This window comes from Undibacterium sp. GW821-FHT11B02 (genome assembly GCF_058808955.1).
In genome coordinates, this window is record NZ_JBXASD010000019.1 from 15,818 (window position 1) to 35,918 (window position 20,101).

Annotated in this window: 19 protein-coding genes and 1 pseudogene; 11 read left to right on the plus strand and 9 right to left on the minus strand. The window is 51.6% G+C overall.

Features of this window, described 5'->3' with window-relative positions:
* Together AC1RVX_RS27660 and AC1RVX_RS27665 are read left to right on the plus strand one after the other, a co-directional pair.
* Complete coding sequence (locus AC1RVX_RS27660) at nucleotides 1–615, plus strand: HAD-IA family hydrolase (RefSeq protein ID WP_493219811.1); 615 nt, start codon at nucleotides 1–3, stop codon at nucleotides 613–615.
* 290 nt (nucleotides 616–905) lie between these two features.
* A complete protein-coding gene (locus tag AC1RVX_RS27665) occupies nucleotides 906–2,066 on the plus strand; it encodes an ABC transporter substrate-binding protein (protein ID WP_493219812.1) in 1,161 nt (386 codons plus the stop codon).
* Nucleotides 2,067–2,116: 50 nt separating this feature from the next.
* Here AC1RVX_RS27665 and AC1RVX_RS27670 read toward each other — a convergent pair whose 3' ends face one another.
* The 5 genes from AC1RVX_RS27670 to AC1RVX_RS27690 form a co-directional block, all read right to left on the minus strand.
* Nucleotides 2,117–3,028 (minus strand): LysR family transcriptional regulator, encoded by a 912-nt coding sequence (locus AC1RVX_RS27670; protein WP_493219813.1) that lies wholly within the window; start codon nucleotides 3,026–3,028, stop codon nucleotides 2,117–2,119.
* 44 nt (nucleotides 3,029–3,072) lie between these two features.
* The gene (locus tag AC1RVX_RS27675; protein WP_493219814.1) at nucleotides 3,073–3,525 is read right to left on the minus strand and encodes a cache domain-containing protein; all 453 of its coding nucleotides are present in this window, start codon (nucleotides 3,523–3,525) and stop codon (nucleotides 3,073–3,075) included.
* A gap of 141 nt (nucleotides 3,526–3,666) precedes the next feature.
* Complete coding sequence (locus AC1RVX_RS27680; protein WP_493219815.1) at nucleotides 3,667–4,662, minus strand: porin; 996 nt, start codon at nucleotides 4,660–4,662, stop codon at nucleotides 3,667–3,669.
* A gap of 102 nt (nucleotides 4,663–4,764) precedes the next feature.
* Nucleotides 4,765–5,784 (minus strand): M14 family metallopeptidase, encoded by a 1,020-nt coding sequence (locus AC1RVX_RS27685; RefSeq protein ID WP_493219816.1) that lies wholly within the window; start codon nucleotides 5,782–5,784, stop codon nucleotides 4,765–4,767.
* 112 nt (nucleotides 5,785–5,896) lie between these two features.
* A complete protein-coding gene (locus AC1RVX_RS27690) occupies nucleotides 5,897–7,210 on the minus strand; it encodes an MFS transporter (RefSeq protein WP_493219817.1) in 1,314 nt (437 codons plus the stop codon).
* A gap of 429 nt (nucleotides 7,211–7,639) precedes the next feature.
* Here AC1RVX_RS27690 and AC1RVX_RS27695 point away from each other — a divergent pair.
* Both AC1RVX_RS27695 and AC1RVX_RS27700 read left to right on the plus strand, forming a co-directional pair.
* A pseudogene (locus AC1RVX_RS27695) lies at nucleotides 7,640–7,792 on the plus strand (type II toxin-antitoxin system HigB family toxin); the annotation flags it as partial.
* Nucleotides 7,793–7,795: 3 nt separating this feature from the next.
* Nucleotides 7,796–8,164: a helix-turn-helix domain-containing protein gene (locus AC1RVX_RS27700; RefSeq protein WP_493219818.1), complete on the plus strand. Its 369-nt coding sequence runs from the start codon at nucleotides 7,796–7,798 to the stop codon at nucleotides 8,162–8,164.
* Nucleotides 8,165–8,285: 121 nt separating this feature from the next.
* On the opposite strand, the gene AC1RVX_RS27705 is transcribed toward AC1RVX_RS27700, so the two are convergent.
* The 4 genes from AC1RVX_RS27705 to AC1RVX_RS27720 form a co-directional block, all read right to left on the minus strand.
* Nucleotides 8,286–9,317, minus strand: coding sequence for a M48 family metallopeptidase (locus AC1RVX_RS27705; RefSeq protein WP_493219819.1), 1,032 nt, complete (start codon nucleotides 9,315–9,317; stop codon nucleotides 8,286–8,288).
* On the minus strand, nucleotides 9,314–10,408 hold the full coding sequence (locus AC1RVX_RS27710; protein ID WP_493219820.1) for a YjgN family protein: 1,095 nt from the start codon (nucleotides 10,406–10,408) through the stop codon (nucleotides 9,314–9,316). Before AC1RVX_RS27710 ends, AC1RVX_RS27705 begins: the two co-directional genes overlap by 4 nt.
* Nucleotides 10,409–10,582: 174 nt before the next feature.
* On the minus strand, nucleotides 10,583–11,137 hold the full coding sequence (locus AC1RVX_RS27715) for a lipocalin-like domain-containing protein (protein ID WP_493219821.1): 555 nt from the start codon (nucleotides 11,135–11,137) through the stop codon (nucleotides 10,583–10,585).
* Nucleotides 11,138–11,139: 2 nt separating this feature from the next.
* Nucleotides 11,140–12,117: a quinone oxidoreductase family protein gene (locus tag AC1RVX_RS27720; RefSeq protein ID WP_493219822.1), complete on the minus strand. Its 978-nt coding sequence runs from the start codon at nucleotides 12,115–12,117 to the stop codon at nucleotides 11,140–11,142.
* Nucleotides 12,118–12,229: 112 nt separating this feature from the next.
* Here AC1RVX_RS27720 and AC1RVX_RS27725 point away from each other — a divergent pair, with 112 nt between their 5' ends.
* The 7 genes from AC1RVX_RS27725 (at nucleotide 12,230) to AC1RVX_RS27755 (ending at nucleotide 20,100) form a co-directional block, all read left to right on the plus strand.
* A complete protein-coding gene (locus tag AC1RVX_RS27725; protein WP_493219823.1) occupies nucleotides 12,230–13,108 on the plus strand; it encodes a LysR family transcriptional regulator in 879 nt (292 codons plus the stop codon).
* A 99-nt stretch (nucleotides 13,109–13,207) separates the two neighbouring features.
* The gene (locus AC1RVX_RS27730; protein ID WP_493219824.1) at nucleotides 13,208–13,741 is read left to right on the plus strand and encodes an isochorismatase family protein; all 534 of its coding nucleotides are present in this window, start codon (nucleotides 13,208–13,210) and stop codon (nucleotides 13,739–13,741) included.
* A 491-nt stretch (nucleotides 13,742–14,232) separates the two neighbouring features.
* Entirely contained in the window at nucleotides 14,233–14,610 is a 378-nt protein-coding gene (locus AC1RVX_RS27735) for a flagellar protein FlaG (RefSeq protein WP_493219825.1), read from the plus strand.
* A 12-nt stretch (nucleotides 14,611–14,622) separates the two neighbouring features.
* A complete protein-coding gene (locus AC1RVX_RS27740; protein ID WP_493219826.1) occupies nucleotides 14,623–15,591 on the plus strand; it encodes a hypothetical protein in 969 nt (322 codons plus the stop codon).
* A 184-nt stretch (nucleotides 15,592–15,775) separates the two neighbouring features.
* On the plus strand, nucleotides 15,776–17,260 hold the full coding sequence (locus AC1RVX_RS27745; protein WP_493219827.1) for a pyridoxal phosphate-dependent decarboxylase family protein: 1,485 nt from the start codon (nucleotides 15,776–15,778) through the stop codon (nucleotides 17,258–17,260).
* The gene (locus tag AC1RVX_RS27750) at nucleotides 17,253–18,491 is read left to right on the plus strand and encodes an ATP-grasp domain-containing protein (protein ID WP_493219828.1); all 1,239 of its coding nucleotides are present in this window, start codon (nucleotides 17,253–17,255) and stop codon (nucleotides 18,489–18,491) included. Before AC1RVX_RS27745 ends, AC1RVX_RS27750 begins: the two co-directional genes overlap by 8 nt.
* 85 nt (nucleotides 18,492–18,576) lie before the next feature.
* Nucleotides 18,577–20,100, plus strand: coding sequence for a hypothetical protein (locus AC1RVX_RS27755; RefSeq protein ID WP_493219829.1), 1,524 nt, complete (start codon nucleotides 18,577–18,579; stop codon nucleotides 20,098–20,100).
* Nucleotide 20,101: the final 1 nt, after the last annotated feature.

Sequence of the window (20,101 nt, forward strand, 5' to 3'; positions counted from 1 at the left end):
ATGAAGCAGGTAGCGCTGCGGCCAAAGCTGTTGATGTTTGATCTGGGTGGTGTCCTGATTGAAAACGACACCTTCAGCCGTTTGCAAACTCTGCTGCCACAAGCCATGGCATTACCTTTATTGAAGGATAAATGGTTACAGTCATCGGCAGTGCGTGGTTTAGAATCAGGCAAAATCGGACCGCAGGAATTTGCCAGCCGCTTTATCCAGGAATGGTCGTTACCCATGGATGAACAGGCTTTCATCGCCGAATTCATCACCTGGCCACGTGCTTATTACGCTGGGGCACAAGCTGCAATGGCCACTTTACGGCAACACTACAAGCTTGCCTGCCTCAGCAATTGCAATGTCTTACATTGGGAGAAATTCGCCACGATAAGGCAAGACTTTGATGTGCCCATGTCATCTCATCTGTTGGGCGTCACCAAACCCGATTCCGCCATTTTTGAAAAGGCTCTGGCGCTGTGTGGCATGCGTCCAGATGAAGTCTGGTTTTTTGATGATGCGATGGCCAATGTGCAGGCGGCCACCAGACTGGGCATCAAAGCCTTTCATTGCGATGGTTTTGATGCAGTTCAGCGCTGTCTGGGTGAGAACGGTATCAATACCAATTAAGGCTCGGTCCTGCCGCTGCTTCTGTCATACCCGCGCCGACGGATGACGCAAGCAAACAACTACCGTCAGGTCGTTCATGAATAGCGACATGCGTCGCAATGGCTGCTGAATTTACACCAGACCTTATCCGGGTTCGCTCATCCTCAATTTTCCCTGTTATTAAGCACAAGTGTGTGCCTAATCGGCAATGGGGTGCATCTCCCGCCTTTTATACTTTCTCTTGGTCTGAGACAGAAATGATTTAGCAAAAAATTTTACCTGGTCTCCCGATAATGTTGATGGAGCTCATTGTGCGTTCAAGAAATCTTCTTCTGAAAATCATGCTGGCATCGGCACTCTTGTTGACCGGGGGCGCACAGGCATTTGCCGATAATCCGGCACCAGAGGACATTGTGCTCGGGCAGTCTGCCCCTTTGACTGGTAGCTTTAGCGAGTTGGGCAAGGCTTATCGTGATGGTGCGTTGCTTTATTTTGAAAAAATCAATCGGCAGGGCGGTATCAACGGTCATCAAATCAAGCTGCTGACTTTTGACGATGGCTATGTACCGAAGCAGGCAGAAGAAAATACCCGAAAGCTGATTACGCAATATGGCGTACTTGCCTTGTTCGGGCATATGTTTACCAATACGGTCAAAGTGTCTTTACCTATAGCCACAGCGGCACAGGTGCCGTATGTAGCACCGTATGCGGGTAATGATGAGCTTTTTACTGTTTTTAATCCCTATCTGTTTATGACGCGCGCCAGTTTTTCTGCTGAGCTTGATACCTTGATCAAGCAATTTTCCATCATGGGATTAAAGCGTGTGGCTTTGATACGTTATGAAAGCGCATCTGGTGCCGCCCTTGAAAAAGAGCTGGCTGGCAAGATACAAATGCTCAAGCTGGTGCCACTGGTGAGCACATCAATTAGTTTGCAGTCAGGCGATTTTCACAAGAATATCGATGTACTGGTGCAGGCTCGTCCGGATGCGGTGATATTGGGCGTGTCAGGAAAAGATGCAGTTCATTTCATTCAACAATTCAATAAGGCAGCGATTGCCAAGCCCGTGCAATATTTTGCCCGCAGTCTGATCGCAGGACATCAACTGGTGGCAGAGCTGGGCGAAGAAAGCAGGGGTCTGGTCTTATCACAGGTGGTGCCATCGCCATTCAATGGCAAGACACAAATTGCCCGTGAATATCAGACGACGCTGAATGCAACGACCAACTCATCGCTGAAGATGACCCCAAGCCACGTTTCACTTGAAGGCTTTATTGCCGCAAAGGTGATGGTGGAGGCGCTTAGACGCACAGGCAACAAGCTTACACGGGCAGCTTTGACTAAATCACTGGAATCCATGCATGACTGGAACTGCGGTGACTTTCCCATCAATTTTGCTGCGGGTAACCATAATGGTTCACACTTTGTAACGGTGACCGTGATTGGTGCTGGAGGACATTTTATTGAATGAACTGTTCAGTATATTATGCTGCTAGGCCTTAGTGATGAACAGGCCATGGCTTATTTATATACGCCCGAGTCAGACAGCAGACCATTCCAAATCTTTTCAGCAATTGGATGTGCACTGTTACGCAAGCGACATAAAGAGATATCAAAGCTGACACGCATGCTGGCGTCACCGACGATCATCAAGTTGCCTTGCTTTCTGTCGTCCAGAATCAGACGCTGCGGCAACCACGCGACACCAGCACCACGCTTTGCCATTTCCAATATGGATTCGTAAGAGTCTGCCTGAAATACCGTTTGCAAAGCAAGTTTCCGGGGTAGTTCAGAAAGATGCTTTGCCAGCACGCCGCGCAATGTCAGCGACGTAGAATAAGCTAACCATGGAATTGGCGAGCTACCAGAAACGGAGATGCGAAATTTGGGCTGCCCTTGTGCATTTGGTGCGCTGACGGGTACCAGCAATTCACGTTCCAGCGTCATTGTTTCAAATTGTCTTGGGTCAAGCAATAGACGTGTGGCTGGGCTTGAATAGCTTACCAGCAAGTCGACATCACCAGCTGACAGGTGTTTGATCGCCTCTTGTGCGCCACTGGTGGTGAGCGAGACAGAAAATGGGCCAAACCGCCGGTTGACAGATTCATACCAGTCAGGGAAAAAGGTATTTGCCAGGGTGCGTCCGGTCGCTATGCGCAAGGTTTCGTCCTGGCGGCTGGCGGTATCTTGTACTTGCGCCTTGGTGGCGTTGAGTACGTCCAGGGTATGTATTGCTGCGTCAAGAAAGAGCAGGCCCGCCGGTGTAAGTGACACAGGCTGCTTGCGTTCTACCAGACTTGCACCTACCCATTCTTCTAGCGCACGAATACGCCGTCCGAATGCGGGATGGGTAACAAAGCGATTTTCAGCCGCACGCGAAAAGCTGCGCGTGCGTGCCAGTTCAACAAAATCTTCCAGCCATGTCAATTGCATGTTGAGACCCCAGGGTAGTAATCAGTTACGGCATGATTACATGCTTACTTGCCTTTGTAGATACCTGCTTCCAGTATCATATCGCCGCTACGTACAAAATAGGTTGCCTTCTTTTCCAATTCTTTGGTTTCCGGATTATTGTAGCGATAATCCACCCACCCCTTGCCTTTGGTTTTTGCTACGTCGAGGATTTCTTTCCGGTAGAATTTTCCGTCTGCATCCGGGAATACCACCATATTTTTTCCGACTACCCGGGGATTGACAGGGTGGGCAATGGTGGTGCCATCCATGGCGCGCAAGGCAAGATAGACATTCCCTTTGATGAACAGCGGATTTTTATTGTTGACTTCTTTGATCAACGCGTCTTTGCCATGTGCATCAAGGTAAGCCAGCCCTTTGTTGACAATAGTAATGGCATCTTCAGCAGTTTCTGCAGCAAAAGCAGGGGCAAAGAAAACCATCATGAAGGAAAGGAGGAGCCATTTTAATGTTTTCATGAATATATACCTTGAGAATTTTGGTGACATATAGCTTGCCCGCGTATGCATGTGAGCAGACCTGAGCTTGAGTACCGATGCATGGCACTCAAGCTGACAGGATGAAATTCCGGGCTGAAATTTCAGGCTAGCCTGCATTGCTTAAAAATAGTGACGCACACCCATGTTCAATACTTTGTCAGTTGCACCGCCAGTCAGTACTTTGTATTTTGCAGCACCATCATTGCGCAACTGCCCGTAACTGCTGTACAAGGCTGTGCGTTTTGACAGATCGTAAATATAGCCAATGGCAAGCTGTTCTGCGTCTGCATTGAGCACGGCCTTATCCGTTTTTTTGATATATGAGAAAACAACGGTCCCGGCCTCGCCCGCTTTTACTCTTGCACCCAGCAGAAGATCGCGCTGATCAAGCGGGCTGGTGGTGCCGAGTACGACGCCTTTTTCCCATGCATAGGCAAGATACAAAGTAGCCCAGGCAATTTGCACATTACCACCTACCAGGGTCATCCTGGTTGCGTTGGTATCGGCCGCATTCCGGATATTCTGGTGTGTCACCACAATATCCACAGGCCCACTCTGATAGCCTGCAAAGCCCGCTATCGTGCTGTTCGCACTGGTATTGCCAGCGACTTCACCAGCACCATATTGCAATTCACCACGATAACCGTTCGCGGTGTAGCTGTAGGTGAGAAGATTGTCAGTGCGGCTGCCGTTATAGCTGAACAGACGTGACGAATCGCCTGCCATGCCAATTCTGAAGGGATCGAAAGTGGCGTTGTTGGCATAAACCGGATTGACCTGGCGACCCATACGCACTGCGCCAAAGCTACCTGCGATGCCTACAAATGCCTGACGATTAAATAACCTGGCAGCATCTGCTTGTGCGCCAGTGTCGCTGCTAAGCCCACTTTCCAATTGAAATAGGGCGCTTAGTCCGCCGCCCAGATCTTCGCTGCCTTTAAAACCAAGGCGGCTGCTGTTGAGAATGCCGCTGTCCATTCTGGTGACAGACGTGCTGCCATTGTTTTCATGCACGATACCATTATCAACTACGCCGTAAATACTGACGTTTGATTGGGCTTGTGCTAAGCCAGCGACTGAAATTAATGTGGCAATGGTAAAAAGACTGGCTTTCATAGGATGACCTTGTATAAGTAATTGTTGGAAGAAACGCTTGGAACATGGGGTGAAAATTGGCCGGTATTTCAGGACGCTGCTCTGGTCCGCAACATGAGCGGATCAGCTAGTTTGTGTAGGCGAGTCGGCTGACACTTCGTTGTCGGGGATTTTTTTTGCCAGACGCATCACCGTTACATTGGGGCCAAGGTGTCGCAATGACGGCTGAACAATGACGCAATCGTCGTACGGCGTGCGAATGGCAAGATCACCATCTGTTGCAATGGTTGTTCCTGCGGTTTCAATTACTTCGAGTCCGCGAAAATCTTTGCTGAATGAAAAGTCCATCGTTCTGGCGATGACCGGCTCTGTCACATGCAAAAACCGCTGCTTAACTGGATAAGCCAGTTTCAGTAAATGGGCCAAATGCATTATTTCCATCACCTCTGTCACCGCCAGAAAGCGACAGGCGATATCCAGCGCAACGTCTTTGCTGGCAGAAGAAAAGTGCTGACCTGTTTCTATCAACAGCGCATTTTTGGGGCTGTTGACTTCGCCGAACCCGCCATAGTCGCGCATGCGCTTCCCGTTGAGGTGACCCGTATCGGCAATCACATGGGCAGGCACACCAATTTGTGCTGCGAAGCGCAGACCTTTTTTCAGCGGACCACTCATCATCAGCGGTGGAGACTCTTCATGCATGGAATGAATGTCGAGCAGATAGTCAACACTGTCGATGATGGGTCTGAGCTCGCGCGCACGGCGCAATTCCACACTGTCGTCCATACCGTCTAACTTTGACGCTGACCAGACACGGTTCATGTCCTCATCAATAAAGCGGGAGGCATCCGGGTCATTGATATCAAATTTGAGATAAGCAGCAACGTTGGCAAAACCGAGCGTGATACGGCCCTTCAAGGGTTTTGGTCTCAGACGCAACAAGGCATCGACGGCAATTGCACCACTGACTTCGTTGCCATGTGTGAGCGCCATGACCATGACGTGTGGGCCAGCAATACCACTGTCAAAAGTATGGATGTAATCCACACCGGTATTGCTTTTCTGCCATCTTGAAATGTCAGGAAATTCGACCTCGATGGGATAAACAGGTAATCCGGCGCGAATCTGATCCAGGGTTTTCATGTAAATAATTCCAAAAAAAGACAAAGGGGTACCCAGCCTGCAATGCAGGAAAATGGGCAATCAATAGGAGCGGTAAATTAAGGGGGGTTTTAAGGGTGGTAAATTGAGTGGCTTAAACCAGGGTTTTGCGTTTCATGCGCCGGGCAAGCGCCAACACTGCCACGACACTGACGGCAGAAGTCGCCATGACGTAAAAACTCGGGGCCATCTTGTTGTCGGTAGCTGAAATCATCCAGGTGACAAGTAGTGGTGCAAATCCGCCAAAAATGGTGACCGAAAAGTTATAGCTCAGTGCCAGCCCTGTACCACGTGTATGGGTGGGGAAGATATCTGACAGCATCGCCGGTATCGGGCCAAGACAGGCAGCAATGAGCAAGCCCACCAAAAACTGCACGACAATCAAGGTGGTGACCGTAGGCCACACATTAAGCATCAAAAACATCGGGTAAGAAGTGAGGCCAACGAGCAGCAGTGCAATAGACAAGACTTTGAAGCGGCCAAAACGATCAGACATTGCCCCGAACATTGGTGCAGTAATCATCAGTACCACGCCTGTGATCATGGCACCCAAAAATGAAGACGTGGCTGGAATATGCAATTGTTTCAACGCATAGGTAGGCATATACAGCTTATGCACATAATTGAATGCTGTTGCACCTGAAACCACACCGATACCCAGCAAGAGATTGACAGTGTCATGCATCAGCACTTGGCGTAATGGTGATCTTTCCGCTTTGACTGCTTTCACTTTCTTGAATTCAGGTGTCTCATCGATCTGGTTGCGTATATACAAACCAACAGGTCCGACCAGCAAGCCAAAAGCAAAGGCAAGTCGCCAGCCCCAGTCATTCAATTGTGCATCGGTCAGGGTGTAGCTAAGCAGCGCGCTAATGCCCGCAGCAAGTACTGTCGCCAGGCCCTGTGTCGATAATTGCCAACTGGCGAAAAAACCACGTCGTTTTCCATCTGCATGCTCAACCATATACGCGGTCGCAGCACCAAATTCTCCACCAGTGGAAAAGCCTTGCAACATTCTGGCAATAATAATGATGATGGGGGATGCGATGCCTATTTGTGCGTAGGTCGGCGCAAATGCAATCATCCCTGTTCCTGCCATCATGATGGTAATGGACAGTGTCAACGATGGTTTGCGTCCGGCGCGGTCAGCGTAGGACCCCAACATGATCGCGCCTAGTGGGCGCATGATAAAAGAAATGCCGAACGTGCCAACGCTGAGCAGTAAAGAAGTGGTCTCGTTTTCTGCCGGAAAAAACAGCTTGCCCAGAATAATGGCGAAATAGCCATAGATAAGCAGATCATAAAATTCAAGTGCATTGCCGATACTGGCTGCGCAAATTTCCTTCCATGGGTGTCGCTGTGCGATGTCGTGGGGTTCAACAGCAATTGATTGCATCTGTGCTGACATGTAAATACTCCGGCATTTTAATCAGCTTCCTTTCGCACACATATGGTGTACCAGGAAACACATTTAATAATTTCAAAAAAATTTGTCCGGGTGAATAACGGTTTTTGACTGATGCTGATGTCAATATTTTATGTCACCGTATATCGATATAAACAAATTTCTCTGGGCTTGACCGAGTATAGTTTTGAGGTAATTTGGCTACTGTGCCGTTTCGGCACTACATCGTGCTTTCTTGCGTGATGGTGGTATTTGAACATCTGTGGCGAAATGCAAATAATTATTTGCAAGGAGTCTGCCGCAGAGTGAAGATACGCGCAAATGAGGAGTAGAACTGAAGAAAATGCCGGGTCAGCCTTCGCATCATTTCATGGTGAATTAACCGGCAGAAAATAGCGGAGTTGTGGTTTTTAAACCAAAGCGGCAATTGTTGTTGCCAAGAACCGTGTGGTTTTCAATATTGGTGGCAACAAGTATCGTTTGATTGTTGCCGTCGCTTACCGCATCGGGGTGGTGTATATCAAATTCATTGGCACCCATGCAGAATATGATGCCGTGGATGCAACCACAGTAGAACTGGAGTAAAAAATGGACATTCGCCCGATTCACACAAAAGAGGATTACAAGCGTGCGCTTGCAGAAGTTTCACGGCTGGTGGATCTTGACCCGGAAGTTGGCACGCCAGACGGTGACAAGCTGGAGGTGCTCGCTACTCTGGTAGAGGTTTATGAGGCCGTGGAATATCCGGCCACGCTTCCAAGTCCGATCGATGCAATTAAATTCAGAATGGAAATGCAGGGCTTACGGCCTGCTGATATGACGGATTATTTTGGTAGCCCGTCAAAGACGAGTGAGGTATTAAACGGGCACCGCAGCTTGTCGATACAAATGATTCGTAAGTTGCACAAGGGGCTTGGCATGCCTCTGGAAATTTTGGTTCAAGAGGTTGCGGCATAGCTTTTTTATTGAAAAACTCATTAAATAGGACATTTTTGGCCGTTTATTCGACATGGTTTTTTCGCAAATGTCTCTCATCGGCTTTGATGTCGCTCAGGAATGTTTGTTGGGTAAACAATCGCTAAGGCTCAGTCTTGCTGCTGTCCCTGTTATATCTACGTATACGCATGACGCGTTCGCTGCCGGCAGGGTGGCTCGACAGGTAAGGGGAAATGCCGGGGGCCAGGGCATTGAGTTTTTCAAAGGCGACGGCCAGGTGTTCGCGGGCGATGCCGTTGGCGTCCAGCATTTTCATGGCGTAGTCATCGGCTTCGGTTTCGGCGTCGCGTGAATATTTCAGGTCCAGCATCAGCGTCGGTATATTCGCAATCACCGCCGATACATCACCAAACAACAAGGTCGCGGTGGCACCCACTGCCGAGCTTTGTATGATGCGACGGGTCAGGTGACGTTCATGCAGATGTCCCAGTTCATGCGCCAGCACACCCATGATGGCATCGTCGTCATTCATCAGTTTGATGATTTCATCGGTGATGATGATGTCGCCGGATGGCAGGGCAAAGGCGTTCGGGCCTATGGTGCTTTTGCGGAACACCAGGTGATAGGTGGGGCTGTCGCCGCGTGGTGGACGCAGCCGCTGGAAGCGTGCACTCAGTTCAGCCTGCCTGGCGACAGGCAGTTCAGACGGTTTGAAAATCTGCTTGTCCAGAAAATCCAGCATGCCATTACCGAGCTTGCGTTCTACTGATACGGGTACAGCAAATGCCGCGACGCGTGATATGGCTGGCAAGCCATACACGTAGCCCAGTGTCAGTACGATGACCGTGCCTAGCAATGCCGCCAGGGTGCCGGTCCAGCTTTGCTGGATTCGGACCACGGTTGAATCCTGATAGCCGGTGCTGTCGAGGATGGTATTGAAGGTGGCGTGATCGGTAATTTCCAGATAGGCACCATCGCTGAAGGTGACTTTACGTGCAGCATGGCGGGTACGTTCTGATACCCGCAGTTCCGTCAATGGGCAACTGCGGGTGACGCCTTCGCTCTGGTCATTCGTGATCTCGCGCACATAAGCGGTGTCGCCCAGCACCGAAAAACTGACCCGGTGCAGGCGCGAGGATTTGCCATCAAAATAGATGGCGGTAACTGTGTTCATAGAGATAAATCAAAATCCAGTAAATCGGCCATGCCTTCGCCGGTTGCGTTGACTTGTTCTTGCGTTTCGGCGATGAAATCATCAAGACTGCCATTGACTTCCAGTTGCAGGCTTTCAATACGGTAACGCAAGGCACGAATTTGCGCAAATGGTATGAACAGGCCCAGCGTCAATACGATGCCGATGACATTGGTGATGGCGATGAAGCTCATGCGGCTCCAGGCCAGGTTATTTTTGAATTGATGATCACCCAGTTTGGTATGGTTCCAGATCAGGTTTTGCAACAGGGTCAAAAAGATTGGGTAGATGGAAAACATCCAAAAATACAGGACGAACATAAACAGAGCCATGGATGATATCGCACCCAATACCGCACCGGGCCCGCCATGGGTGTGCCCTGCAACTGCAAACAGGGCCGTGAGCGTGCTGCCAAAGACGATACAAATCACGATCACGCCAGCAATCATGATACCTATGCCCAGCAGATAGGCTTTATAAAACTTGCCGACCCCGGCATCAAAAGAAAAATGCGTGCTGCCGAAACGGCTCTCATTATGCTGGAACTGCTTCAGGCGCTGGTGAAAGAACGGTGCCAGCAAATACAGGCTTAAACCCATCAGGAAAGGCCACAGCAAGAAAGTGGTATAAGCCTGCCCCGCCGTACCCCGGAAACCAAAGCGTATGCCGCGATAGCTGGAGTTATACAGTTTGAACTGCAGACTCTTCCAGACCAGCCAGGGCATGATGGCAAGCATCAGGAACAACATGGTAAACCCCAGGCCAATCGAGAATTTGAAAGCCAGTTGGTACCCAAAGACAAAGACGAAGGCGACGATACGGCCCTTGAGAATGGCGATGGCATTGCCGTGGTATTCAAAACTGCTGCCACCCAGATGGGTGCTTGAATACAGGTAACGGTTGCGGCGCACCTTGGCCCAGGCGGAATAAATACCCAGGGTAAGGATGGTCAGCAATAAATTGACGATCCAGATACGGAAATACTCGCTGCCGCTGCCCTTGAACTCAAGTTGCAGTGTCCCGCCTGACTGTGGCTGACTTACTGAAAAGCCATTATTTTGTAAGGTATCCATGCTTGTGTTTTCCCCATGCACTTATTTTTTTGGAGCATGGACAATCGCATGGGGTTGGTATTAAGTCAAGTACATTAATGCACTACCCACTCTCCGTAGCCAGCTTTACCACAAACGGCGACGGGTGGATGGGTAATGTGTCTCTACGGCAATGAATGACAATATGGTTCAAGCTTAACGAATCTTTTTCCAGATGGATATAGCGGTCGTCCCATTGCCACTGGCACCAGCCGGGACACGATAGCTCAGGGTGTCACCCTTGAGTTCAAATTGCCTGGCCTGTTCGCTGCCGTCCCAGTTAGGGAAAGAGGCATGTTCGATGCGAAAGATCATGACGTTGCGTTCCACATCAATAAAGCAGCGGCCATAGTGTGAGCTGGTGTCGAGTGCAGCGGCACGGAATTCATTCTCTGTCCCTTTGCGCTTGTCACCTAGTGCAAATTTGGTCCGTTCTGCCTTGTAGATTTGCAGGGAATAACGGCCAGTGTCATCAATGATCAGCAAACCCTGTGGATTGGCTCCAAAGGTTTCGCCACGGGTACCATCGGCATGGATTTCTGGTGCACCTGTCAGTGCCCAGGTGCCGGTCAGGCGTTTTTGTGCCTGTTCATTCTGGTCTATATCCTGCTGCATCACGGCGCTGGCGGGCAGGCTGATGCAGATGACGCTGGTGACGCAGATCAGCATCAGACTTTTGAAATTGGCAAATGAGCGTAATAATGTGTTCATGGTTATCCCTGGTGATTGGTGTCGATATTCAGCAGCAATTTGCCGCTGGTCTTGCGTGATTCGAGGTCAGCATGCGCCTGTGCAGCCAGCGCTAGCGGATAGGTGCCGCCTATACGCGGACGCAAAATGCCTTCGCGCAGCCAGCCAAGTACGCGTTGGCTGCGGGTCGCCAGGCTGGTGGCATCGGCCACATGGTGGGCGAGGGTGGGGCGGGTAAAGAACAGCGACCCGCTGCGGCACAGCGTCATCGGGTCTATCGGTGGCACATTGCCGCTGGATTGGCCAAACAGCACCAGCGAACCCAGCGGGCGCAATACCGCCATGCTGCCCTGGTAGGTTGTCAGCCCGACCGAGTCATACACAACATGTACACCTTGCTGCTGAGTCAGCTCTTTTACTGCATCGACAAAATCCGTCTCGGTATAGCTGATGACATGATCGGCCCCGGCCTGACGCGCCAGTTCTTCCTTGGCGGCGGTCGATACGGTCGTCAGTACAGTGGCACCCTTGTGTTTCAATAGCTGTATCAGTAGCAGGCCAAGACCGCCAGCACCGGCATGTACCAGCGCCCGGTCACCAGCCTTGATCGGGTAGCTGGTTTCTGCCAGGTATTGCACGGTGACGCCCTGCATAATGACGGCTGCTGCCTGCTGGTTACTGATGTCATCCGGCAGGCGTACCAGCTTCCAGGCTGGAATGCTCAGGTATTCTGCATACGAGCCGGGCTGCGACAGCCAGGCCACCCGGGTGCCTGCAGACAGCTCGGCATTACCTTCGACCACGATACCAGCCCCTTCAGTGCCAGGGATGGCAGGCAGAACGGCTGGGTTTTGCCCATTGCGTTGATAAACATCGGCATAGTTGATGCCAGCAATATCTACCCGCACCAGCACTTCTCCTGCTTTTGGTATTGGTGTGGGCAGGTCGGTCAGTTGTAAAACTTCCGGGCCGCCTTGCGTCAGTATCTGTATGGCTTTCATTTTTACTCTCTGTGTAAATAGAATAGGACTTGCGTTGTTGCACATAGCTTAGACAAAGAGAACATCAAATAAAATTACTGAAAAGTTCGCCTGGACTGTGCATAATTGCACCATGATGAATTGGGACGATTTACGGTTTTTTCTGGCACTGGTCGATAGTGGTACGCTGACCGGGGCGGCGCGTCGCCTGCAGGTGGAACACACTACCGTGGCACGCCGCATCGATGCGCTGGAAGCTGCTCTGGGCCTGCGCCTGTTTGATCGCCTGGTGCGTGGCTGGCAATTGACGGTGGAAGGGCAAAACCTGGTACCCCATGCGCGGGAAGTGGAAGAGCGCTGGTTTTCATTCGAGCGAAAAGCCCTGAGTGAAGGGCAAATGGAAGGGACGGTGCGTATTTCTGCCGCCCCCACGTTGACATCATTTGTGCTGGCCCCGAACCTGAAAAACCTGCATGCCGCCTTGCCTGGTCTGGAACTGGAATTATTTGCCGAAAAACATGAAGTCAGCCTGGGCCGGCGTGAAGCCGATATTGCCCTGCGCATGTCACGTCCGCAAACAGCGGGCCTGGTCATCAAGGCGGTGGCCACCATCCAGTATGGTTTGTACGCCAGCAAAAGCTATTTGAAAGGGCGTGACCGTAGCGACTGGCAATTTGCCGCCTACGAGAAAAATTCTGGTACACCCCATCACCAGTGGTTGGAAAAGATGCTGGATGCCGACCAGTCCCAGATACTGTTACGTAGTAATGATCAACTGGTATTGCGTCAGGTGGTGGCGGCTGGCCTGGGGGTTTCAGTGTTGCCGCATTACCTGGCCAAATGCATGGTCGGCCATGACTTGCAAAGAATAGACGACCCGCCTTGCCCTTTGCAGCGCAAGTTGTGGTTGGTTATGCATGATGATGTGCGCCGTTCTGTGCGGGTGAGGGCGGTGGCTGATCAGCTGATTGCGCTGTTTGGCAGCTCTGCTGTGCAGGATATGCTAATCTGAACTTGTGGACTGGACAGGTATTGCAGGCATACCTTGCACTGCAACATCTATGTGTGAACCGGGTATCATGTAGCTTTGGTTTGGTGAGTCACTACGCAAATGAATACTTTACTCATTATCGATATGCAAAATGCCTGGCTGAGAGGGACCACGCCCCGGTATGGTAAAGAGGGGATCATCGCCCGTATCCAGCATGCAATAGCTGTCACGCGCCAGCATGGTGGGCAAATCATTTACATACGTCATTCCAACGATGATGCCATGGTGGGGACTGATGGCTGGGAAGTCATTCCCGAGCTGCCCTTTGTGCCGGGTGATGTGTTTGTAGACAAGACCGCCTGCGATTCTTTTGCTGATACTGGCTTGTACAACCATCTGAAAATTACCGGCGCGCATACCCTGATGGTCTGCGGGTTGGCGACCGAGTTTTGTGTCGATACCACCATACGTTCTGCCGTATCCCACGGCTTTGACGTGATCGCCCTGTCTGATGCCCATACCACCGGCGACAGACCACATTTAAAGGCCGAAAAGGTCATCGAGCACCATAACTGGGTGTGGGAAAATCTGTCCACCCCTGTCAACAGCCGCCTGATGGTTCGTACTGTAGCTGAAGTGTTTGGTTATTATTAGGACTTACGCAAAACCGCCCCAGCTGCGTTGCAGCTCCTGGCCGTACTAAAGTACTGTCTTCGTCGCTACGGTGTAGTCGGGGTTTCAGACAATATATTGTCTGCCGACTAACGAACCTCCCTTGCAAGGGAGGCTTCCTAGAGGCGATAGGTGTAGTCGGGGTTTCAGACAATATATTGTCTGCCGACGTAACGAACCTCCCTTGCAAGGGAGGTTTCCTAAAAGCGATAGCCCTTGCTGGGACAATTTTGCGTAAGTCCTAATTATTGGATGTTAATGGCAAATTAATAATGATGTGCCGCGCTACCTTACGCTGTGGATCGTGGTCCTTTTGATAGCTCACACCTTTTTTTATACCCGTCTGCCAGGTAAATACTTACCTCTGATTCATTTTTTTCTAATAAAAAATTAAACTTTTAAGCATTACTACCGTTAATGATGTTAACGCAGTAGTCCGTTTTGATTTTTTACCATGATAGTCGGGGAATGATATGAATATCAGTCAAATAACAGGCGGGGGCACCAGCATCTCTGCTGTTGAGCCTCGGCAAGATGTTAAAAATACACCCAAGCCAGATCCTTTGGCACAAGATGCTTCTTCTGACAATGTGGCACCGGCGAAAGATGCTGCACAGGCAGTTGCAATCAGCACTAGTGAACTGAAGCAGTCTGTAGATAAGATTAATCGCTTTATCGATTCCAGCAATAGTGTGAATTTAAACCTGGACAGTGGTTCTGGCAAAGTGGTTGTACAGATCGTTGACCGAGAAACCAATACCGTGATCCAACAGATTCCTTCTGCGCAGGCGCTGTCCATTGCTAAAGATCTTGGAGGTAAAACAGGTTTGTTGCTCGATGCCCAGGCCTGAGAGGGTTAATGCGTGATTTTGACGTCTGACCCCGGTTTTTGGCGCGCCCAACTGGGCCGCCCTGTTCTTGAAAGACTGGGTGTGGCACCTGCCGAGGTGCTGGCCTATGTTGCCGCTGTGAATGCAAGTCAGCAATCTGGCAGCGACCCCGCTGCATTTCCCATTGCCGCAACATCACCTGAAGCGGTCGTGCTTGCCCCCGATTTCCTGGCTGATGTACAAGCCGCCATGGCAGAAATGCCGCCATCCCTGTTAACGCTGCTGACCCGCCCCTTGCTGGGTGTGTATTTTGCCCGTGGCCTGGGTTCATCTGCCCTGACCGATGTGGTCATGACCGCAGACGGCCAGCAACTGGGTATGGTCTGTCTGATGGATGCCGATGCATTTTTACACCGGGCCGCCAATGACTGGGCTAGCTGGAAAGAAAACACCCCCTTTCTGCCGCAAGACCAGTACCGCATCGATGTCGTCATCGAAACGCCGGACAACGACAGCCGCAAAAATGCCATTCAGTTTTTATTGCTGCATGAGTTTGGCCATGTCCTGACCGCCAATAGCGAATACCTGCCTGACTGGTGGATAGGTTCCAAACGCTTCAAATCGACGGAAGAATACAGCTACCTGTCGCTGTCATGGCAAATCGCCATGAGCGGCGATGTCATCCCCCTGTTGCGCAATGATTTTCCGCAGCGCAAACACCTGCACTTTTACACTGGCGAACAATTGCCGGGCGAATTGATACCCGAGATTTATCAAGCTCTGCAAAAGACCAGCTTCCCCACCTTGTATGCAGCCACCAATGTCTACGACGACTTTGCCGATGGCTTTGCCAGCTATGTACACCAGGTCATGCTGCAACGTCCGTTTGAAATCAGCATCAGGCAAGGCGGACAGGAAATCATGCAATTGCGTGACTACTGGTCTGGCCCCAAGGCAAAGGCCAAGGCCGGTGTTTTTGCCGGGATGTTTGCCAGCGACTAATCCGTCTGCACGACAAGCTGAAGCTATCAGGTTTTAAAAACTTGTCGTTCGATCACCACAAATAAGTCAAACTGTATTCAAATTGCCTTACTGCATCAATAAAGCTGTAAAAACGCCTGTATTCCCTGCTTTATTCGTCCTACTCTCATAGATAATTACTGCATGTATATGATTGGGAACAGGAATGGCAGCATCGGATAATGAAACGCTGGACCCCAGCGACTGGAAGGCACTGCGGGCGCAAGGACATCGCATGCTTGACGACATCCTCGATTATGCCGAACACATACGCGAGCGGCCAGTCTGGCAACCGATACCGGACGAGGTAAGTGCGCAGTTCAGGCAAACCCTGCCTGCTGGCCCCAGCGAGCTGTCGGCAGTGCATCAACAATTTATGGACCACATCCTGCCGTATTCGGTAGGTAACAGCCATCCCGGCTTCATGGGCTGGGTGCATGGCGGTGGCAACCCTGTCGGCACGCTGGCGGAAATGCTGGCGGCGGGCCTGAATGCCAATCTGGGTGGGCGCGACCACATCCCTATCGAAGTCGAAAGACAAATCACCCGCTGGGTCAGTGCCCTGTTTGATTTCCCGGACACGGCCAGTGGCCTGTTTGTCACCGGCACATCCATGGCCAATTTTATTGCCGTGCTGGTGGCAAGGGCAAAGGCGCTGGGCACGCAAGTGCGCAAACAGGGTCTGGCAGCTTGTACACCCAGGCTGGTGGCCTACACCTCTGCCGGTGCCCATGCCTGCATTGCACAAGCCATGGACATGGCAGGGCTGGGGACAGATGCCTTGCGCGTCATTCCCATGAATGCGCAGTTTGAAATGGACACAACCTTGCTGCAGGCCACCATACAGGCTGACCGTGCGAATGGGCTGACCCCTTTCTTTATCGCCGGTACCGCAGGTTCAGTTGATGTTGGCGCGATAGATGATCTGGCTACGCTGGCAAACATAGCCCAGCAAGAGCAGTTATGGTTTCACATCGACGGTGCCTTTGGGGCGTTGGCCATGCTGTCACCAGCTTTGGCACCGCGCCTGCAAGGCATACAGCGTGCTGATTCCATTGCCTTTGATTTTCATAAGTGGTTGCAGGTGCCGTATGACGCCGGGTTTATTCTGGTGCGTGACAGCACGGCCCATTACGACACCTTTGCCACGCCCGCCAGTTACCTGCGGCGCGAAGCAAAGGGTTTGGCAGCCGGTTCACCCTGGCCCTGTGATTTTGGCCCCGATCTGTCACGCGGTTTTCGTGCATTGAAAACCTGGTTCACGATACAGGTGTATGGTACAAATCAACTGGGTCGCATGATCGCCCATACCTGCGACGTGGCGCAATACATGAAGCAGGCTATCCTCGCCAACCCCAAACTTGAACTGCTGGCCCCGGTCGCATTGAATATTGTCTGCTTCCGCTACCGCTGTGCCAACCCGGATGTGGTTAACGCCAATATCGTCGTGGCCCTGCATGAATCCGGTATTTCTGCACCATCCACCAATACCATCAACCAGCAACTGGCCATCCGTGCGGCCATTGTCAACCACCGTACCCGCACTGAAGATATCGATACACTGATCGCCGCTACCTTGCGTTTTGGCGACCAGTTCAGCAGCACAGACCAATATGCAGCAAGCAAACAGGATGATATCCACCATGAGTAACCAACAGCAAAACCAGGACAATACGCCCATGCAAAGCAAACTGATCGGCCTGGCACCACTGATGCGCAAGGCATTTGCAGGTGTAGACATGAAGCCGCTAGGCATGGAACTGATTGCCCATGCAGAAAAATATCCCAACGATGCCAATGCCATGATGGACCTGGCAACTACCCTGTTATTGCTGGGCCACCGCGACAACGCCCTGGCCACGCAGATGGAAGCATTAAGGCTGCAACCCCTGTATTCTGTGCCGTCTACGCATGAAACAAAAATCAGATTGCTGGCCCTGATGACCGACGGTGATTTAATGGCCAATACCCCGCTGGAATTTCTGGTCGAAGATTCAGACATCGCGCTGGACCTGTTATACGTCGGTGCTGGCATACCCGCCATAGAACAACTACCCGAACACGATGTCCTGTTTGTGGCAGTAGGTGAAGCCGACGACAAGCGTGAACTCTTGCTGGATTTGCAGGCGCTGGTGGACAGCTGGCCACGACCCGTCATCAATTCACCAGAACGCATCACCCATCTGGGACGTGACGGTGCCTGCGCATTGTTACAGTCTGGTGAAGGCATAGAAATGCCGACTTCCATCCGCATAGACCGGCCCACGCTGGAAAAACTGGGCACAGGTGAGATAGAACTCAGCAGCTTACTGCCGGGTGATGATTTCCCTATCATCGTGCGGCCCCTGGGTTCCCATGCAGGTCATGGCTTGAAAAAAGTCATGTCGCCCGACGACATTCCCGATTATCTGCAAGCCGTACCCAGCGATGAATTTTATATCGCCCGTTTTGTCGATTACCGCAGCGCAGACGGACAATTCCGTAAATACCGCATCATCCTGATCGATGGCAAGCCCTATATTTCTCACATGGGTATTTCCAAACACTGGATGATTCATTACCTCAACGCAGGCATGACCGAAAGTCAGGAAAAACGCGATGAAGAACAGCGCTTCATGGAAAATTTCGACACCGACTTTGTGCCGCGCCACCTGACTGCTTTTGCCGAAATCACCCAGCGCCTGGGGCTCGATTACGTAGGCATAGACTGCGGCGAAACCCGCGATGGAAAATTGCTGATATTTGAAGTGGATAGCGACATGATCGTGCACGCCATGGACCCGGTAGACATGTTTCCCTACAAGCAGGCACCGATGAAAAAACTGTTTGCCGCATTCAGGGACATGCTGCTCAAGGCCATGGCCGCAGCACCTGCTGAGTGAGTCCTGATATTGAATGTGAACCCATGCATCATGCAAGGATGCGCCACGCCATAACACGTTTTACGGAGCAAGATCGCTCATGTCCATGAGTACCAAACAAGATTTACCCACGCTTGACCAGTTGCTGGTTGATGGTGGCGATGCCAGGCTGGTTCTGCAGGCCGACGGCACCAATAAATACGGCTGTGCTGCCGTGCCTTTGAATGCACACGACCAGATGTTTGCTTTTAGCTCGGCCACTGCATCCAGCATATCTGCCCATGCCTATGCCGCCGCTGCACGCATGTACACCAGGCTGCAGCAAAGCGAGCAGGGCGCGTATGCAAGTTACGCCAGCGAATTGAACCAGGTCCGGCAAGAATTGAAACAGTTGTGCGGGCTTGAACAGCGCAGCGATGTGGATATAGTCTTTGCCGCATCCGGCACCGACCTGCACCTGATCGCGGCCCAGTTGTGCGCCAGCTTATTTAGTTTATCCAGTGCACGCGCTCTGGTCATCATGGCAGATGCCAATGAAACCGGCAGTGGCGTCCCGTCTGCGCTGACGGCCCGTCATTTTAGCGAACGTACTGCCTTCGGTGAACAGGTCAGCACCGGTAGCCACATGGCGCGAGCCAAAGCGCTTGATGTCGTCAGCATCAGCTTGCGTCAGCCAGATGGCACAACGCGTGACAGCCACGATGTCGATAGTGAAGTCGAAGCGCTCACCAAACAAGCCATGCAACGCGGGCAAGCCGTCATGCTGATTTTGATGGATGTCAGCAAAACCGGCATGATGGCACCGTCCTTAAACACCGTCATTCAGTTGCGACAAAATTATCCACAATTGCAAGTGATGGTCGATGCCTGCCAGTTCCGCCTGTCTAACGCCAGCCTGCATGCCTATCTGGACCAAGGCTTCATGGTGGCAATGACAGGCTCCAAATTTTTATGTGGCCCCAGTTTCTCTGGTGCACTGTTTTTGCCGAATGCCATGCAGCCAGGCTTGAAAGCGATTAGCTTGCCGGCATCCCTGCATGCCTATAGCAGCCGTGCAGACTGGCCATCTGACTGGGCCGGAGCACAGGGTTTGCCTGCACGCCCCAATTATGGCTTGCTATTGCGCTGGGTCGCCGCGCTGGAAGAACTGCGCGCTTTCCGGGCCTTGCCCGATGCCGCCATCCTGGCTTTTATCCAGCAGTTTCAACATGCTGTCTACGACTATTTTGCCAGCCATCCGTCGCTGGCCCTGTTACCCGTGGCAGCACCCGACCGCAGCGCCATCATGGCAGGGCAGGGCTGGGATTGTTACACCACCATTTTTTCGTTTATGCTGATGTCGCCAGCCACATGCGCATCCGGCAAAGCACCGCCATACAGCCATGACGACACGGTTGCCATCTATCGCCATCTGCAAAAAGAAAAAGGCATGCAACTTGGCCAGCCTGTCACCTGTGGTATGCACAATGGCAAACCCGTCAGCGCCTTGCGTTTGTGTTTAGGGGCAAGACATATTGTCGCTGCCATCCAGAAAAATCAGGCTGGCACCATCATTGCAGCGGCATTGACGGTGCTGGAAGAGGTGCAGCGGGAGATGGCGCTGAGGCAGTCGGTTGCAGTAGAAAATTAAC

Coding starts and splice junctions, on each gene's coding strand:
- AC1RVX_RS27685 (WP_493219816.1), bottom strand. CDS start 5,784: ATGAAAACCCTGGATCAGATTCGCGCCGGATTACCTGTTTATCCCATC.
- AC1RVX_RS27680 (WP_493219815.1), bottom strand. CDS start 4,662: ATGAAAGCCAGTCTTTTTACCATTGCCACATTAATTTCAGTCGCTGGC.
- AC1RVX_RS27705 (WP_493219819.1), bottom strand. CDS start 9,317: ATGAACACAGTTACCGCCATCTATTTTGATGGCAAATCCTCGCGCCTG.
- AC1RVX_RS27755 (WP_493219829.1), top strand. CDS start 18,577: ATGAGTACCAAACAAGATTTACCCACGCTTGACCAGTTGCTGGTTGAT.
- AC1RVX_RS27725 (WP_493219823.1), top strand. CDS start 12,230: ATGATGAATTGGGACGATTTACGGTTTTTTCTGGCACTGGTCGATAGT.
- AC1RVX_RS27720 (WP_493219822.1), bottom strand. CDS start 12,117: ATGAAAGCCATACAGATACTGACGCAAGGCGGCCCGGAAGTTTTACAA.
- AC1RVX_RS27750 (WP_493219828.1), top strand. CDS start 17,253: ATGAGTAACCAACAGCAAAACCAGGACAATACGCCCATGCAAAGCAAA.
- AC1RVX_RS27735 (WP_493219825.1), top strand. CDS start 14,233: ATGAATATCAGTCAAATAACAGGCGGGGGCACCAGCATCTCTGCTGTT.
- AC1RVX_RS27675 (WP_493219814.1), bottom strand. CDS start 3,525: ATGAAAACATTAAAATGGCTCCTCCTTTCCTTCATGATGGTTTTCTTT.
- AC1RVX_RS27660 (WP_493219811.1), top strand. CDS start 1: ATGAAGCAGGTAGCGCTGCGGCCAAAGCTGTTGATGTTTGATCTGGGT.
- AC1RVX_RS27690 (WP_493219817.1), bottom strand. CDS start 7,210: ATGTCAGCACAGATGCAATCAATTGCTGTTGAACCCCACGACATCGCA.
- AC1RVX_RS27745 (WP_493219827.1), top strand. CDS start 15,776: ATGGCAGCATCGGATAATGAAACGCTGGACCCCAGCGACTGGAAGGCA.
- AC1RVX_RS27670 (WP_493219813.1), bottom strand. CDS start 3,028: ATGCAATTGACATGGCTGGAAGATTTTGTTGAACTGGCACGCACGCGC.
- AC1RVX_RS27700 (WP_493219818.1), top strand. CDS start 7,796: ATGGACATTCGCCCGATTCACACAAAAGAGGATTACAAGCGTGCGCTT.
- AC1RVX_RS27730 (WP_493219824.1), top strand. CDS start 13,208: ATGAATACTTTACTCATTATCGATATGCAAAATGCCTGGCTGAGAGGG.
- AC1RVX_RS27715 (WP_493219821.1), bottom strand. CDS start 11,137: ATGAACACATTATTACGCTCATTTGCCAATTTCAAAAGTCTGATGCTG.
- AC1RVX_RS27710 (WP_493219820.1), bottom strand. CDS start 10,408: ATGGATACCTTACAAAATAATGGCTTTTCAGTAAGTCAGCCACAGTCA.